Source organism: Psychrobacter sp. D2, from assembly GCF_013608135.1.
GTDB classification, from domain to species: domain Bacteria; phylum Pseudomonadota; class Gammaproteobacteria; order Pseudomonadales; family Moraxellaceae; genus Psychrobacter; species Psychrobacter cryohalolentis.
Genome location: NZ_JACDXZ010000001.1, coordinates 40027 through 56755, shown reverse-complemented (window position 1 = coordinate 56755; position 16729 = coordinate 40027). Strand labels below are relative to the sequence as shown.

Genomic DNA, 16729 nt, shown 5'->3' with positions numbered 1-16729 from the left:
ATGTCTTTGCTTTTTAGCTATTTATAGAAGTATGTATGTAAGTTATTGTACATCCTTTAAGATATCTACAATATAGCGTTTTATCATAAGAATTAAGTATTTGCAAACTCATCAGGAATACCAACTCTGATTTTTGGCGTATGAGCAGTAAGGACTTTTATCAAGATTAACAGCATTCATAATATTTACCTATATAGTCAATCTTATATAAAATCGATACAATAGCTATAATAAACTCATTTAACAGTATCAACCATGACTTATTCAATCGACTTTCGCAAGCAAGTATTACGTAGCATTAAATATGGTATGACTATTCGAGAAGCCGCTATCTTTTATGAGCTGAGTACCAGTACTATTCACAGTTGACAGAAGGAATTAGTGCCTAAAATAACCAGAAATAAAGCACCGACTAAAATACCTAATGAAGCCTTATTAAAAGATGTTGAGCAATATCCTGATGATTACATGTACGAGCGAGCACAGCGTTTAGGGTGCAGTAAATCAGGCATTGAGTCGGCTTTAAAACGCCTTGGTATCAGTCAAAGAAAAGACCTTAGAGCATCCAAAAGCCTGTCCGATGAAAAGAGTGATATATCAGAATAAGCTTGATGATTTCAAGCAGCAAGGCTATCCCATTATCTACATGGATGAAAGTAGATTCGAAGCTGAGATCATTCACCCTTACGGTTATGCGCTGATAGGTAGGCCTTGTATCGATAGTTACAACTGGCAAGGTAAAAAACGAACCAACGTCATTGGTGCTTTGTACGAAAAGATGCTGTTTGCACTAAATTACTTTGAGCAGAATATCAATGGCAACATATTCTATGATTGGTGCAAATACACACTGATTCCAAGCTTAAACACTTCATGCGTGATCGTAATGGATAATGCCAGCTTTCATAAGCGAGTACAAAGACTGCTCAACAGGCACGGTCACAGACTTTTATTTCTACCGCCTTATAGTCCTGATCTAAACCCTATCGAAAAGAAATGGGCACAGGCGAAGCTTTTATGCCAAGGCTGGATGGAGAATAATTTGCCTAAACTCTTTCATGATATGGGATGTTCCAGTTTTATTGTGGATTGACTATATAACTACGTTTTTTTATAGGATTTATAAATATAGACTATACTTGTACATAAGCATATTTCGATAGGAAGGCTTCTATATTTTTATTCTTTAGAACCTAGTGTTATCATTATTGTATGGTTGCAACTTTTGAAACTACCTAATGTGGAGTAGCTCTTCTGTTCCAATCTTTCCTGCTGTCTATATTGTTTAAATAGCTCATCAAGAGTGTAATGAAAACACCCATCATCTACTCCAAATATATAATCAAAAAATATTTTAGCCATCGCAGATTGAGGGTGGCTAGAGCCACGATAAGCTCTATTGTGAGTCCAACTACCACTATATATTTTGCCAAATACTCTTTCTATATTACCGGAAATAGAGTTTGAAGCATGTCTTCTAGTAATATTTGGTTTTTGCACGTATGCAGCAGCACTTTCAACAGACTTCCAAATTATATAATGCATGGTCGATACAGAACATTCGGCTAAACAAGCCCTGAAAATACTAACCAACTTGTCGCCAATAGGCGGTGCTAGATTGTTCAGTCTTGATCTAGTAATTAAATAGCTAAGACACTCTCCTAGCTGCACCTGTTCACACCAGCTCTTGAATTGATTATCTGCTACTAGAGCACTGATATCTTTCCTAGATTTAGCGTTTATCATGATCCTAGTAAGATTCTCAATACTATAAGTAAACTCAAAAATCGCTTGATAAAAATCTATTTCTAACTCTTGCTCTTCGTTGATGGTCACGTATTCATAGCTGCTTGCAGGAGTTAGGATAAGTAGATTTCGGTTAAAAAGGTGATGTAATATTTCTTCATCCAATCTAGAGAACGGTGATAAAGGTAACGATAAATTGTCACTTAGAGAGACCGTAGTCCTTAAATTCTCTGCTCCTATACTCTCTACAGTCGCTGCAAGTAGAAGTTTATCCACATCGTTAAGCTCAGTTACTGAAGGAATACTGCTTAATTGAATGCTTCTGCATTGATTAATGTGCTCTAGAGCGGCCTGTCTTCTCTCTTCTGCTAAACGGTCTTGCTTAAGACGATACTCTAAGTACTCTTGATCCCTTCTTTTTTGAAGCGCCTCCCAACAATCTTCACACTGCCAGTTATCAGATTTTAATTGAGTCAGCTGTGAACGAGTATGGCAAATCTTAGTTGTACCGCAGTCTATGCATTGACAATCTAGTACGACAAGGTGAGCATTTGCTTTAACGATACTAGGTATATCTTGATGCTTGAAGTCAAACTCTTGACCTATCTCTCTACAGGTATATATAAAACCACTTCTTTTATCGCCTTCTCTTAGCCAGTACCTCTCACAGATAAGCTTATTAGTTTCTGTAATATCTGACTGATACTCTAATTTAGTTTTCATGCTTATCTCTCAATACCGACTATATCCCGTGGATATTATAGCTTACCACTGTAAGTATTGCTATTTTTAGCAGTGGTCAATGAGATGACAACAGATGAGCGTATGGTTACCTTCGGGAAGCGCGTCCGCGAGGTACGGAAAAGTAAAGGAATATCTCAGGAAGCATTAGCAGAGATAGCCGGTATTGATCGGAGCTATATGGGAAACATTGAGCGTGGAGAGAAGAATATTACTCTAAAAAAGGCTTATGAGATATGCGATGCGTTAAGCGTTGATATAAAAGATCTAGTTTAGAATCTATAGACTTCATTTACTATAATATTGATAAAACTATCTAAGTAGGATAGTCACTTGAGGCAGGGTACAGCAGACGCTATTTATAAAAATTACTACTGTCGATAAAGCTAAGTACTCATTGCATGTAATACTATCTCAACATTTGATCCAGCAACTTACTTCAAATTTGTAAAGTACAAACACTTAAAAGAAGAAGGCAGCGTACTTTAATAGGTTGCTGCCTCTTCATACTATATTTTAACTAGCCTTAGTTTGAATAACCTCCAATATATAAATCTAAAATTTCTGCTTATATAAATGGAGATCGGATTCCAGTAATAGTTTTACTCCAAACGATGCCATATCTACAATATATCCTCTGTTCAAGCAGGAACCTTGGTAGGATTTAGGCGTATCTTGAATCCCACCTACTACTAAAACTAATTGACCCATCTCTACATGAGTATTACCCATGGTAAGTGACTGAGTCTCAGAATTCCATTGTGTATATTTATAATTCAAAATGGGCGTAACTACTTTGGTGCTATCCTCACTGAAAAATATAAGGCAATTATCTTCTTCACTGATATAGAATCTTCCAACTACCCCGATGGCGTCGACTGGTAGTGTCCTATCTCCATCTAGCTCTTCGTAGTTTTTATATTTAATAGGACCATTTACAAAATGCTTATTATAAGAATAAGGCTCTTTGCTTTGCTTATTATCTAAAATAGGTTTTATTAACGCGCTATTCGTTACTGGGGATGTATTCACACATGCCATTAGACTTGAAGTGGCTAAAGCTACTACTAGAAAACATCTATTAACTATCATTACTATGTCATTAAGATGCAGTTTTGAGCTTGAACCCATAGCTAGATACTGCAAAATCAATGGGTGAAAAAGATAGTGAAGCATATGCATCATTTGTATATTGAGTTTTTGAACTAGCAATATCATAAGTTAGAGCGGTACTGCCATTTTGGTATAAACGGGGCCACCACTATGCTTATTTAAACATTGTTGCTAAGCACCTCTTGCTGTTCATCACATACCTTTAAACCAATTGCTATAGCTTCACTTAAGTCAGCGCTCTTTTTGATCCTGTAAGGTACATTTGGATGCATACTGTTTTGCTCAAGAAAATCAGATGCTGACTTATTTAAGGGTGTTCCTATATACGATTCATCAGTATAACCGTCCGGCATGAAATATACTTTACGACCAAATTTTGGATGAACGCTACAGGAGATTTCACCATGAGAGACAGTAAAAGGGTAAGAAGCAGTATGATCGAGTGACCACCATATCTCATTCACATTAGTAAAACCTGAACCGTAGTATTCATCATATTCTTTTTCTGTAGGCATACAAGACGCTATAAAAAGTGGAAATACAATAAACACTAACTTATTCATAGCTCTTCCAACGTTATCATATTAGCGCATATTTCATCTTAGCTTAAAACTTGGTTTCTATAAATGATCGTATGAGCTGCTTCCAAAAGTCCTTGATATTATTAGAGATACTAATGCTACTTACAATTTTATCAGTCAGTTCCTTACCGTCAAATCAGTTGCCTCTTATTTACTCCTGTGTTAATAGAACATAAGCAGGTATACAGACTCAAAGAAGTTTCAGATTTATTTTAAATTTTCCATAAACTGTACTTTGCTATTGAGCATCTCTGTTTTTAACCAGTTTTTGAATATCACCTTTCTTTCATCTTCGTAGAAAGGATAATAGGACAATAAATGATAAGAAGAACTATCCGCTACGGGAGGATGTACCAATTCTAAAAATTGATGCGAGATTTCCTTTTCCACCATAAATATTGAAACAATGGCTGTTCCTAAACCAGCTAAACATCCCTCAATACACAAATAAAAATGCTCTAAAATCATATGTTCGTACGATAAAATTTCACTACTTACTAACTTAGACTTGTTTATGTGTTGCCATAAATTTGGTCGAGAAGAGGTCAGTAAAAGCGTATTTGTCTGTTCAGTTCGAGTGTTACGAACGGCTACTATGTATTCTTCAATAATCTTCTCATTAAAAATACCTTTACTCCATTCAAAATCATTTCTTCTTAAAGCAATATCGATAGATTTCTCCTGAAAGTCTATTGGCCCTCCTCCTGTGAGCAATACAATTTCAAAGCCATAGTTTAGCGAATTAAATTCAGCTAAACGTGGTATCAACCATTTCATAGAGATTGTAGGTTCGCAGGATAGTACCAATTGTTTCTTTTCATATTGCTGGTTCTTCAAGTCAACCAAGCAATCATCTAATTTTGCAAAAACTTGCTGGCAACAGACGAAAAGTAAGCGACCGTTTGGCGTAAGTACAAGCTTCTTGTTCACTCTGTCAAACAAAACTAGACCTAAAGCGTCCTCTAAATTTTTAATCTGTTTGCTCACAGCACTTTGCGTTACAAACAGTTTTTGAGAAGCTATCGTTACACTGCCATGCTGTGCAACGTAATAAAAAAACTTTATTGAATTCAACGATATCTTTTCTATCATGCCAAAAACTCATAATTACTCATGTAAATAACTCAATTTTAGTTTACTAAGAAATATAGGAAGATACAACTAAATTGAATGACTACATGAGGTAAGTGTGAAAAATACAGCATATATAGCTACTAGAAGTATAGAGCTGAACAAGTTTAATAATGTTCAAAATTTTGTATCTACTTTGGAAGATAATGGTTATGTCTTTATTGATAGTAACTCATTCCAAAATCTACAGGAAGAAAATCATCAAATTATCTCAAATAAAGACAAATTAGAATTTGTCGAAAGCTGGAAGAACTTAGAATTAGATAGATTTATGTCGGATAATGGAACGTATAGAACAAGAAGACATGCTACTTTTACGACAGAAGGCAATGGCCAAAACTATAGTAAGAATGACTATCAGCCTCATTATCAAACAACCGAGTACAATGGCCTAAATGGTGGAATTGAAAGGTTCTATAAAGAGATCGACTCAAATACGCTTAAAAATCCTATTTTTAACAGTCTAATTCAGTTAGCTTATTCAGCTTTTGATAAAGGCAAGATGAAAAAATGGTATATAGAAGCTCATCAGTTTAGGATTGAAGCAAAGGATCAATCTAATGGCAAACCCACTCCAGAGGGTATTCATAGAGACGGCGTTGATTATGTACTTATGGCGATGGTAAATAAAGAAAGTGTAGTGGGTGGCGTTACAACTATTTATGACTTAGATAAAAATAAGCTTGCTTCCTTCGAGCTTGAAAACTTTTTAGATATTGCTATGGTAAATGATCATGATGTTTACCATGGCGTATCAGAGATACATCCCCAAGATAATAGTGATAACAAAGTAGGTTCAAGAGATGTACTGGTTGTCACTTTTAAAGAGATAGACAAATGACAGAATTTTTAGCAGTTATTATGATTACCATTCTTGCTGTTATCAGTCCAGGGGCTGATTTCGCTATTGTGACCAAAAATAGCTACTTATATGGGCGCTCTATTGGTGTATTGACTTCTATTGGTATAGCGTTAGGAGTATTAGTACATGTCGCCTATACCTTGTTAGCCGTTGCAATTGTAATGGAGTTTGCGCCCAATTTTTTGACTATCATAAAATATCTTGGTGCGTTTTATCTCATTTATATTGGGTATAAGACATTTATACAAAAGCCTGTACAGGATGTAGGTTCTTCTACCTGCATCAGTTCTGCACAAGCATTACGATATGGTTTCTTTACGAATGCCTTGAATCCTAAGACTACATTATTTGTTATCAGCACCTATACGCAAATTGTTAGCGCTATCACACCAAAGTCTATTTTGATCAGTTATGGATTGTTTATGTCTGTAGCTCATTTCATATGGTTTGCTTTAGTGGCTTTGTTGTTCTCTCAGCGTACCTTAAGAGAGAAAATGTTGAACAGGCAAGTAGCAATTAACCGAGTGATTGGTTTCATATTAGGTCTATTAGGTGTGTTCTTGCTCTTTACAAACTTAAACTAAGGAAGATCAAAATGAACAAAGTAGCCTTTATCGATATGGAAGGCGTCTTAGTCCCAGAAATATGGAAGTTTTTGGCTAAACGTTTAAATATATCTGAGCTTAGAATAACCACAAGGGAGGTAGAGGATTATGAAAAACTGATGCTATATCGAATAGCTGTTCTAGCAAAGTACCAGATCACTCTACCAAAAATACAGAGTATTATCGGGCAACTTGATCCAATTGAGGGAGCAACAGAGTTTCTACAAGAATTAAAGAGGAAAGGTTTTGAGATTAAGATCGTATCAGACTGCTTTCATGAATTACTTGAAGGGTTTTTGCAGCAGCTTAAAGTTCCAATAGATACCGTATATTGTCATCGTTTACAGGTTGATAGTGAAGGTTATGTGAATAAAGTCCTATACAGTCGCCAACATGGTAAACATGAGGTTATAGAAAAATATCCTTTATCATTAGAAAATAGTATGGCGATAGGCGATGCATTCAACGATTTCACTATGCTAGAAGCTGTAACTCATGGGTACTTATTTTCACCCTCGAAAGAGGTTTTAGAGAAGGCTCTACCCATATTTAATATCGTGACTAGTTATCAAGAAGTTATTGACTCCATTAATTCAAAGATCAGCGCTAGAAAATTCGCAGTATAGCAAGTAGATTTGTTTGATAGCTATCATGATTTATGTATTATGATTTTGTACTTTCGATGAAATTTACAGCTTGTCGAGTTATTTTATAGACTAATCCACCACCTTTAGTAAAGCTTTGGGTTATTAAACCCAAGGCTACTAAGCCTTTAATATCATCCTCAATAAATCTAGGTTCATTATATTTTATGTCAGAAGCACCTTCGAGAATATAATCGTTTCCATCATTACGACTAAGATTTCTCATATGATGCATATTGGTACTACCAGATTCCACAAATTGCCTTAATACATCAATAGCTTGAACTGATAGCCCACTATCAGAGCGAAACGTAGAAGCAAGCCTATCTAAACCTTCAATTCGATTAGCAATAGTCACCATCAGGTCGTTAAGAGTAAATAGTTGGGACATTACTTCATCATGATTTTGTTTCATAAAGTGATTCAGGTTTATCTGTAGGGCAGTATCGCTCTCTATAATAGCAGCAGTATTCTCATTATTAGTTTGTCGGAGCCATGCTAGAAAATCATTCAGATCATTTGAAGTTTCGTCATTAATGGACTGAAATGTGGCAAGCAGTCCAACTATTGCTGCAAAGCTAGTTGAAAGTGTCAGAGCATCCATAATCGAAATCCTTAGTGTGAATAAATCCCTCTATATATCTTAAGAAATTTTCTTGAGAATATCATAGGTAATGCGAACAAATTAAACTTGTTTATATTCTTAGGTTCCAACTAGTCTTAGGATGTTTTTTACACACTATACTTCTTCGATGAAACCTATTTTTTAACAGAATCTAAGTCGAAGGACTCCATTTTTTACCATTCCATACAGCAAAATATGGTTCTACAGGTTCAATAACATTTTTAAAGATAGCAGCTTGCTTATGCTCAAGATGATCAATCAAATTATAGTCAATAGGATCGACCATAGGGTGATCTATAGGTTTATGATTCAAATGTATTAATTGAATACTAATCGCGACATGCATAAGACTTATGTTGTTTTCTTCTAAAAAGGTAGCTAAATAATCGAGAATTTTCCTCATAGCATCTACTTTCGTATCCGCACGACAGCGTACATACCATAATGTACCTACATCAGGTTTCTTATTAAACCCTAAATTATCTGTATCTATTTCTAAGTATTCGTTAAGTGAATGACGTGAAGGTTCATACTTCGCTAGAAGGTTTAAGGTTATTAAACCGCCAAAATGTATATTTATATCTTTCAATAAAGTAGATTTTTCTAAAAACTCTTCGAAAGTTACCAAAGGTGAAAGCATATAGTTTAGTTCCAATATAATAATTTAAAATGAATAAGTGGAATCCGCAGGAGCTTAGTAAAGAAGTTAATTATAGACTACAGTGATAGTAACTTTCGATCTACTTCTTAGAAAATCTGGATGTCATTTTTTAAGAATTTCAGTTTCTCTATTATAGGAAATTACGTTAGAAAATAAGACGTTATAGAATTCTATTTAATATAAGAATAATGTTTACTATTCCTGATGTTATTGTATAATTTATACTAGATTTAACCAACAGTTTGCTTAGGCACGACTACCAGTAGAGTAGTAAGAGTGTCTTACCTTTTTAACCCATATAGGTATATCGTAGTATTATCAGTATTTTACCTAAATGCTCTGATAGAGCTGTCCGTTATACAATAGATCATTAAAACCTAATTATATAGATATCAATTAAGAAGAATGGCTTGTAAGGTGAAATAGAGCTGCTTAAAGGGATATACAATATTTAGAGTGTTTGAAGCTTATAAACTAAAGGGAATTACATGACAGCAGTAGTAGCTATTCTAAACAAAACTGGTATGGCTTTAGCAGCAGACAGTGCTGCAACAATAACCAATGGTAATAATTCGCAGAGTAAAGTTTTTAATACGGCTAACAAAGTATTTACTTTATCGAAACACCATCCTGTCGCGATAATGATTTACAATAACTCAGAGTTCCTTTCTACACCTTGGGAGCTAATTATTAAGTTATATAGGAAGGGGTTAGGTAAAAAGTCATTTAGAACTGTAATGGAGTATAGTGAAGATTTCAGGAAGTTTCTTTTAAAAAACCAATTATTAAATTTTAAAAAAAAGGAAAGAGAGTTTCTCGAAAATAACTTATACCGTATAGTTCAAAATATTATAGAAGATCTAAGGAACTATTTGATTGACCAAAATGATTTGAAAGCTTTATCTTTACTACATAATCTTGAAAAGTATGAAAATCCACCTCAAGATGAAATTGATATTATAAAGCAAATCGCAGACAGATTAGAAGGAATACTAGATCAAAATATCAAGGATTTCAATGGCTGCCCTAAATCGGAAGGTTTATCCGAGTTTGATTTAGAAATTTTCAATAAGAATAATAGGGACTGGATTCATCACTTTATTACTGAAATGTTGAAGCATAGCACGCCTTCACTAATATATTCAGATAAAATTGAAGACTTAAAGCTTAAAATTGCTGACCTTTTCATTAGTATTGTACAATCGAAAATCAACTTATTAGGTGCTACAGGGCTGGTCTTTGTAGGATACGGTAGTGATCAAATATATCCAGCATTATACTCTATAGAAACAGATGGAATAGTAAACGGAGCTCTTCGTTATAGTGTAAATCAAGATATTGTTATCAGCGATCATCATCCGTGTAACCTAGTACCGTTTGCACAGACTGATGTAATGAATACTTTTATCCGAGGTATGAATCCTGACATTCACAATATAATTAAGGATTCATTAGATAAGTCATTATCAAGTACTTTAGATACCTACAATAGTACGATTGTTAAGAATACAGAAGGAAAAATAGATAAGACTCTTCTAGAAACTTTGAAACAAGATTTCAAAGAAAACATTATGTCCTCAATGCAAAATGATATAGAATCTATTCTACAGAATTCTCACATACAACCTACTTTACAAGCGTTAAGATTTCTATCTAAGGAAGATTTGGCTGAACTTGCAGAGAGTTTGATTTATCTAACATTCTTGAAGAGAAGGACGACTTCTTCATTAGAGAGTGTAGGTGGGGCGATCGACGTCGCCATCATTAGTAAAGGTGATGGTTTTATTTGGAAGAAGCGTAAACATTATTTCGAAGATAAGCTTAATCAACACTTTTTCCAAAACTACTTTAATTGATAAGCAGCTCTAATCGCCCTAAACAAGGAGATATATCATGTTAAATAATACTGAATTTGCATTTGGAAGTAACAAATACAATACGGTCAGAAATATGGATGGTGCGTTTGTTGCTAGCAATAAGAGACCAACTGAAGAAGAAATATATAGTGATATATACGCTAACCGTGAACTAATTTCTGATCATATAGCCAATAAAGTTTCAGATAGATTCAAGCAGGGCTTGATAAGTAAAGGTCTTTTGAGCAGAGAAAATGCTGAAAGTTAGAAAGTTTGAATGTTAGTGTTACCAACATGATGAAAAACCAGAAGCTCTTAGCTTCTGGTTTTTTTATTGGATCATATTTGATAATTTCAAATTGTGATAAACATATTCGTACAGTTAACGCACACAATATTTTGTTACTACAATCAGTAGTATTAACTAAACAATCTCTTAATTTTCTATACCCATTGTCCCAATTAAAGCCATGGTAGGGTTGAGACAATTTTTATCGCCTTGCGCTTCATATTCTCTGCCAATAGGACTATTAGGTACGTAATCTGAGTACTGACCATTCGTTGAAATAGAATCTCCCATTTTATAAACACGTCCATTCAGATTCAGAGTCTTACTTGATTCATCCCACTGAACAATACCTTTCGGGTATAGAGGAAACATAGCTGTATTGTAAATGCCATCTTTTCCTATTAGGTATATGCAACCATCTTTCCAAGCGAATTTTCCTTCTACAACAGCCGCCGATTGAGCTTGCCTTACTGGGTTAACGTAGTAATAAAAAATACTGGTTTTATTTATCTGTTGTTCTTTATTGCTTGTTTTCTCAGGTGGTAAAGTATGGTTAATGGAAGAACATCCAAACAAAAAAATACTTAGTGAAATAGTAATAAATTTAAACATTTTTAGATTACCTCTCAGTTTTTAAAGTGAAATTTGAAAGATATGACATGGAAGAAAAAATGCCAGAGTTCAAGGAATACATGGCACTTGCTATACCATGCGCTTTACCTGAACTATCAAAAAGTGGACCACCACTATCTCCCTGGTTAATTCTAAAAGATGGTCCTTCTACCACTATATAAGAGGGGTAGCATACATTTAGTGGATTTGTATTATTTATAACTGATGTATTACATCCACCACCACCCCAATAAGAACTTACCACCGTTACATTGCCACAACTAAATCCTGTTCTATCGCCTGTATGACATAAATACGTTCCAGCTACATTCTGTCCATTTATTATAGTAGGACCTTGTGCAGACCCTAATCCCTTTATAGTAAGATCAGGATTAGTACTAGGGTATACGGTAGAACGCTGAACTGAGCCTGACAAACTTGTTGTATTAAGAGGTAAAAATGAAATTTCATGGTATTGTGAAGGTGGAACAATAGCTTCTCCATTTGGAAGAGAATATGCTTGGTTGACAGTATTAGTATTCACATAAGAAGAAACGCTTTTATTTGCACCCTTAATACAGTGCGTTGCTGTTAGCACTCCTAGCTTACCATTCATAGTACCAGTGAAGCCTCCACTACAGTAGCCAACGCCACTTGAATACCGTATAGAGCCTCCGCCAACTGTTCCAGCAGTGTTTTCTATAGGGTTAGGTATAAACTCAAGTATAGTAGGCATCCCCGAGATCTTTTGTAATTTAGCTTTTATTTCGTTCTGTTTTGATACATCCGGCTCATAAAAAGCAACTCTAATAGCATCTCTTTGAGGTTGATAGCCTATCATTTGAAAACCACTATATTGCTTAGCTATTCTTGCTTTTTGATTTTCAATAATATTTTCAATAGCTTTAAAATTTCTAGGTGAGTTGGCAATTACCTCTATCGGTAACTCATACTGCTTTGATAACTGATTCGTTAAATCTATAACTTGCTTTTGAGCATTTCCTTTTTTGGTTGTTCTCACAACCAGTTTGAAGTCTAACCCATTATCAAAGTATACGCTTGCTATAGTGTCACCAAATTGCTCATGCAGTTTTTTAGTTATATAGTCCAGCTGAGACTGAATAGCTAATCTTCTTTCTGCTTCTTGTACAGAAACGTTAAAGTCCTTGGAGTAGTTTTCTGCCGTGTAAGCATCTATTGATATAGTCTCAGCATGTGCCATACTTGAAACAGTAAATATTGAAGCTACTAATAAGCTAATTTGGAACATCTTTGACTTCATTGTTTCATCATCCTTGAAAAGTAGGAATTTATAAAAAGTGAAACAGTAATATAACCCAACAAAAGTTTTAATATATTACTGTTTTGTTAAACTGATCATATAGTTGACTATATTGATAAGCAGGTCTCTTCACTATAAATTAAGTCTTACCCTCATAAATTTACTTTAGCTTTGAATCTAAGACTCTTTGTAGCCAAAAAGGATAATTGAGATGTGGAGAGTATATGAATCGTTTAGTAATTCCGAATTCTTTACAGATTTCAATGAAACTTACAGGCCAGTCTTTCATTATATAGTATGAGAAAATAATACTAACTTTTCGCATGCTAAGACGTAAATGTTCAGGCTCTGAATGCTGACGCACTAAGTATCTATCGTCGACGAGATTTTTGTCTAGGTTGTTTATATCAACAATGTACTTGAATATCTCAGCTCCTTTTTTACTACAGAGTAGAAACGACATAATTCGTTTAAAACCATCATAGTAAATATGAGAGTAATTGAAATGCAAGTTACCAACACTACCATAGCCTTTTGTTAGTAACTTAAAATGCTCTTGGTTTGCTTTAAGTTCATGATGATGAGGTCTTATCTTGGGAGCCTCTCGTAAATCGAAAGAGCATTGACTGCATTTTAGATAATCAATTTGGTTGAAGTAACTATCATTTTTTTTATCGTAACGAACCAAATCTATTAAAGCGCCACAGCTATAACAGCTGTCTAAAAAGCAGATATTGTGAATATGACAGCTTGTTAAAAACCCGAACCGCCAGTATGTTCTAAAGTAGGGAACCCTATCTGTAGAGATGCACAACGGACAATATTGAATACTACTTTTTCGACCTCTTTGATGAACACCAATGTTCAAAACCCACTTTATTTGCTTAGAATCATTTAAATGAGGGTAAAAGTAATCACAGTTCAAAGAAATTAAGGTCTTATCTAAGTCTTCTTTCTTAATCTCTACAGCACTTAGTAGTGACTTAATACTCTTGGTAGAGAGTTGAGTATCAATATCTGACTTCCAAATATCAGTATTACGGAAAATGATAGTAGATAGCTGCGATGGCTTCATATTTAGAAATAGGGCGTTACGGATGAACCAAGATCTAAGCAATTCATCCTTACATATTGGAAGTAACTGCAATCTATAAGATAGTTCTAAACCTTGGTATTTATTACTGCTCATCGTAATTGACTTAATAACTTACGTCTGCTTGAAGGTGGTATTAAGCCTAAAGCCTCAAACGTTTCTTCGTTAATACTAGTTTGATCGTTCTTAATAGAGAAAATAGCCAGTTGTCTTAGTATTTGAAAAACCTCGCCAATCAATCCTTCACTTAGGTAATATATTTTGTCTAGATAAGGTTTCTTGTAGAGATGAGACGCTTCTGGTAATACTAAACCTTTTTCAATTGATGCAATTAAGCGAGCAAAATTCTTAGTGTTATCGGGTGTATTGACTTTCCACCTTGGCAAAATTTCTACTTGAAAGCGATTGGCTAACTGTGGATCTACTTGAATAGCATGAAAAGCATCTTCGATACCAGATCCGACTATTGGAATTTGTAGCGTGTTACTCAAATCCTTTATCGCATTAAGAAAATTCTTTTGAGAGTTGTATGAGCCTGCGATAACATGTTGTATTTCGTCAATAATTAACATTCTAGTCTTACGCTTTTTCAATACTCTTATGACTCTCTCTCTCTTTACACTTGCGCTTTCATTCTTTACATAAGGCGTGCAAAGCTCTTGTAGTAGCCGAATATAGAAGCTATTTTCATCCGGTTTTGAAGGGGCTGAAACCATAACAACTGGTTGAATGTTGAGAGCAGTATCCTCATCAATATCAACTGGATAACGTTTTAAGAACTGCTTTAGTATTTTTGTCTTACCATTGTTAGAATCCCCAATAATTAACAAGTTTGGCATTCTATCTGTCTTTGGATAACACATTAAGTCCTCTAAACTATTAAGCACTTCCTGAGATCGTGGATAGCCAATCCATCTATCGGTATTCATATAGAAGATTTTCTCATCATTTGGAACGTTTATTAAGCTTCGAGCTTTATCGGATAAATGCTCCATACGTTACTCCTCTATGTCTTCAAATGGCTGAATATCAAAGTCTATGTCGTCAACTTCTTCTAAATGTATTTCTTCCAAATGCTCATTTTTCAAAGCCATTTGTGGAAGGGAGTCTCTTACTCTGACAGTTTCTTTTTGTTTTAAACGTCTTATTTTTTTCGTTTCTTTCGATGCATTTTCAACAATATTTGCCATTTTAATTCTAGCTTCGAAAATGTCAGCTTCGGTTACCTGACTTGTTGGAGCCGTATCCGCTAATCTTTTCTTAATCTCTCTTAGTTCCCACAAAGAAATCGCTGGTCTGCTCAAATTTCTATATGGAATAGTAATATAGGAGTTCATATCAGGATCGTAGAAGAATACTGAGCTTAAGTCCCTAGGGTCATACTTAATAGTAAATTGTTTTGAGTTTTTACGAGTTTTATCAGGTTGACGTATCCATTTCCTTAAAAGATCGTGGTAATAAAGAATACCAAAGAGTTGTATGCCATACTTCTGTACACTTCTTTCTTCGTAAGGTAGAAAATCTATCTTAAGTTGTAGTTCATTCTCTATTTTAGGTGGTAGTCCTCTACCTAAAGTGGTCTCATTACCTAAAATACCTTCTTTATACTTTTCAAATGGTGTCATTCCAAGTTCAGAATGAACCGTATGGTGATAAACATTTACTACCAGCTCAGTAAACCACGTTTCCAATTCAAAAAGAGTTAATACGGCTTTCTTTTCTGAATCGTACTCTCCTTTATCCACGATATTTGACTTCGTAGTACCAGGAAGAGCATGTATGCCCCCATCGTTAAAGGTCTTAAATAATCGTTCGATATGTCCCCCATACCTTGGTGTCCCCACTGGTCTCTTAGTTAAGTTAATATGATATTTCTCACAAGCTCTTTTTAATGCTTTACCATGAAACTCTTTACCGTTATCAGTATGAATAGTATCTATCAGTCCATATACAGGCCATTGAGCATCGATTTTATGGTCTGCTAACCATTTTTTCTTGTCTAAGATGGAGTGAGTAATACAACATCCAGTTAGTAAAGTATTAGGCTTTTCTAGAGAGATATAAAACCCAGTTACCATTCTACTGAATACATCGATTGCAAGTGTAATTGTTGGCCTACCTATAGCGAGACGATTAACATCATCAACAATCATGACATCAAGTGGAGTATGATCAATCTGTACGATTTCTAAAGGTTTTATTACCTCAGGAAACTTTCCTATAATAGGACGATAAGACTCTCTGCCATTTTTGCCAAACCTTGTTGAACCTACTTCAGCCGCAGTAAGTTGCGATATTCTGTACCTTAAAGTATTGATATGTGGAGTATCGAATGAACTACCATGCAACTTATTGTATTGATAAATTTGAATCTCTAAACTTCTAAAAATGTCTGAAATTTTTAATTTATTGGTCGATAAGTATTGAGTTATACAAGACTGAATGATTTTCTCTATTTCAGGCTCAAACCTTCCTTTATCTACACGCTTCTTTCTCAATAAGCTTGTCGGGTCACCGTTGCTTAACTTATACTTCTGTAACTGCCTATATAAGGTAGGTTCTGATACATCTAATTCCTCGGCAGCTTTTTTTATTTCATTACGTCTATCATCATACGGAGATTGAAGGATATTATTGAAAAGACCAGCTTTATCATGGATTTCGATCCACTCATCGTCTGGAATATTCATTAATTCAACAGATGGTATTATCCCTGAATTATCTATATTGGTAGGACTTGAAGACAGCTCAGATATATGAAACTTCTGAGTTTTACCTGTGAAACTACTACGAACGCATACGTGTTCCATATCTAGAATAGCTGTTATTCTATAACGAGAGTTATCATTAAAAACTTCCTCGCCTATACTTAATTTAACTGATTGCAT

19 protein-coding genes are annotated in these 16729 nt (G+C 34.7%); 8 read left to right on the top strand and 11 right to left on the bottom strand.

The genetic code is table 11. The annotated features are described in order from the left end of the window. Positions 1-381: 381 nt before the first annotated feature. A complete protein-coding gene (locus tag H0262_RS13080; protein WP_310502975.1) occupies positions 382-606 on the top strand; it encodes an IS630 transposase-related protein in 225 nt (74 codons plus the stop codon). Then, positions 581-1093 (top strand): transposase, encoded by a 513-nt coding sequence (locus tag H0262_RS00275; protein WP_181209273.1) that lies wholly within the window; start codon positions 581-583, stop codon positions 1091-1093. Before H0262_RS13080 ends, H0262_RS00275 begins: the two co-directional genes overlap by 26 nt. A gap of 86 nt (positions 1094-1179) precedes the next feature. On the opposite strand, the gene H0262_RS00270 is transcribed toward H0262_RS00275, so the two are convergent. Continuing rightward, positions 1180-2469, bottom strand: coding sequence for a hypothetical protein (locus H0262_RS00270; protein WP_181209272.1), 1290 nt, complete (start codon positions 2467-2469; stop codon positions 1180-1182). 84 nt (positions 2470-2553) lie between these two features. On the opposite strand from H0262_RS00270, the gene H0262_RS00265 reads away from it, so the two are divergent. Next, on the top strand, positions 2554-2763 hold the full coding sequence (locus H0262_RS00265) for a helix-turn-helix domain-containing protein (RefSeq protein WP_181209271.1): 210 nt from the start codon (positions 2554-2556) through the stop codon (positions 2761-2763). Between the two features lie 279 nt (positions 2764-3042). Here H0262_RS00265 and H0262_RS00260 read toward each other — a convergent pair whose 3' ends face one another. The 3 genes from H0262_RS00260 to H0262_RS00250 form a co-directional block, all read right to left on the bottom strand. After that, positions 3043-3663, bottom strand: a complete 621-nt coding sequence (locus H0262_RS00260; protein ID WP_181209270.1) for a hypothetical protein — start codon at positions 3661-3663, stop codon at positions 3043-3045. A 95-nt stretch (positions 3664-3758) separates the two neighbouring features. Beyond that, positions 3759-4163, bottom strand: a complete 405-nt coding sequence (locus tag H0262_RS00255) for a hypothetical protein (protein WP_259275367.1) — start codon at positions 4161-4163, stop codon at positions 3759-3761. Between the two features lie 225 nt (positions 4164-4388). Then, positions 4389-5273, bottom strand: a complete 885-nt coding sequence (locus tag H0262_RS00250) for a LysR family transcriptional regulator (RefSeq protein ID WP_181209269.1) — start codon at positions 5271-5273, stop codon at positions 4389-4391. Positions 5274-5370: 97 nt separating this feature from the next. Between H0262_RS00250 and H0262_RS00245 the strand changes: the two genes are divergently transcribed. Genes H0262_RS00245 through thrH form a run of 3 tightly spaced genes read left to right on the top strand, consistent with a single transcriptional unit; the run spans position 5371 to position 7405 of the window. After that, a complete protein-coding gene (locus H0262_RS00245) occupies positions 5371-6153 on the top strand; it encodes a 2OG-Fe dioxygenase family protein (RefSeq protein WP_181209268.1) in 783 nt (260 codons plus the stop codon). Next, entirely contained in the window at positions 6150-6758 is a 609-nt protein-coding gene (locus tag H0262_RS00240; protein ID WP_181209267.1) for a LysE family translocator, read from the top strand. The genes H0262_RS00245 and H0262_RS00240 overlap by 4 nt, the downstream gene beginning before the upstream one ends. An 11-nt stretch (positions 6759-6769) precedes the next feature. Beyond that, positions 6770-7405, top strand: a complete 636-nt coding sequence (thrH, locus tag H0262_RS00235; RefSeq protein ID WP_181209266.1) for a bifunctional phosphoserine phosphatase/homoserine phosphotransferase ThrH — start codon at positions 6770-6772, stop codon at positions 7403-7405. A 37-nt stretch (positions 7406-7442) separates the two neighbouring features. On the opposite strand, the gene H0262_RS00230 is transcribed toward thrH, so the two are convergent. Together H0262_RS00230 and H0262_RS00225 are read right to left on the bottom strand one after the other, a co-directional pair. After that, entirely contained in the window at positions 7443-8027 is a 585-nt protein-coding gene (locus H0262_RS00230) for a hypothetical protein (RefSeq protein ID WP_181209265.1), read from the bottom strand. Between the two features lie 172 nt (positions 8028-8199). Next, positions 8200-8688, bottom strand: coding sequence for a hypothetical protein (locus H0262_RS00225; protein ID WP_181209264.1), 489 nt, complete (start codon positions 8686-8688; stop codon positions 8200-8202). Positions 8689-9197: 509 nt separating this feature from the next. Between H0262_RS00225 and H0262_RS00220 the strand changes: the two genes are divergently transcribed. Both H0262_RS00220 and H0262_RS00215 read left to right on the top strand, forming a co-directional pair. Beyond that, positions 9198-10565: a hypothetical protein gene (locus H0262_RS00220; protein ID WP_181209263.1), complete on the top strand. Its 1368-nt coding sequence runs from the start codon at positions 9198-9200 to the stop codon at positions 10563-10565. Between the two features lie 37 nt (positions 10566-10602). Beyond that, on the top strand, positions 10603-10833 hold the full coding sequence (locus tag H0262_RS00215; protein ID WP_181209262.1) for a hypothetical protein: 231 nt from the start codon (positions 10603-10605) through the stop codon (positions 10831-10833). Between the two features lie 168 nt (positions 10834-11001). Here H0262_RS00215 and H0262_RS00210 read toward each other — a convergent pair whose 3' ends face one another. From H0262_RS00210 to H0262_RS00190, 5 genes are all read right to left on the bottom strand, one after another. Continuing rightward, entirely contained in the window at positions 11002-11466 is a 465-nt protein-coding gene (locus tag H0262_RS00210) for a hypothetical protein (RefSeq protein ID WP_181209261.1), read from the bottom strand. A gap of 7 nt (positions 11467-11473) precedes the next feature. Beyond that, complete coding sequence (locus tag H0262_RS00205; protein ID WP_181209260.1) at positions 11474-12748, bottom strand: trypsin-like serine protease; 1275 nt, start codon at positions 12746-12748, stop codon at positions 11474-11476. Between the two features lie 160 nt (positions 12749-12908). Continuing rightward, complete coding sequence (locus H0262_RS13260; protein WP_181209259.1) at positions 12909-13937, bottom strand: TniQ family protein; 1029 nt, start codon at positions 13935-13937, stop codon at positions 12909-12911. Continuing rightward, a complete protein-coding gene (locus H0262_RS00195) occupies positions 13934-14836 on the bottom strand; it encodes a TniB family NTP-binding protein (protein WP_181209258.1) in 903 nt (300 codons plus the stop codon). Before H0262_RS00195 ends, H0262_RS13260 begins: the two co-directional genes overlap by 4 nt. A 3-nt stretch (positions 14837-14839) precedes the next feature. After that, positions 14840-16729 carry a Mu transposase C-terminal domain-containing protein gene (locus tag H0262_RS00190; RefSeq protein WP_181209257.1) on the bottom strand — a complete coding sequence of 630 codons (1890 nt, stop codon included), beginning with the start codon at positions 16727-16729 and terminating at the stop codon, positions 14840-14842.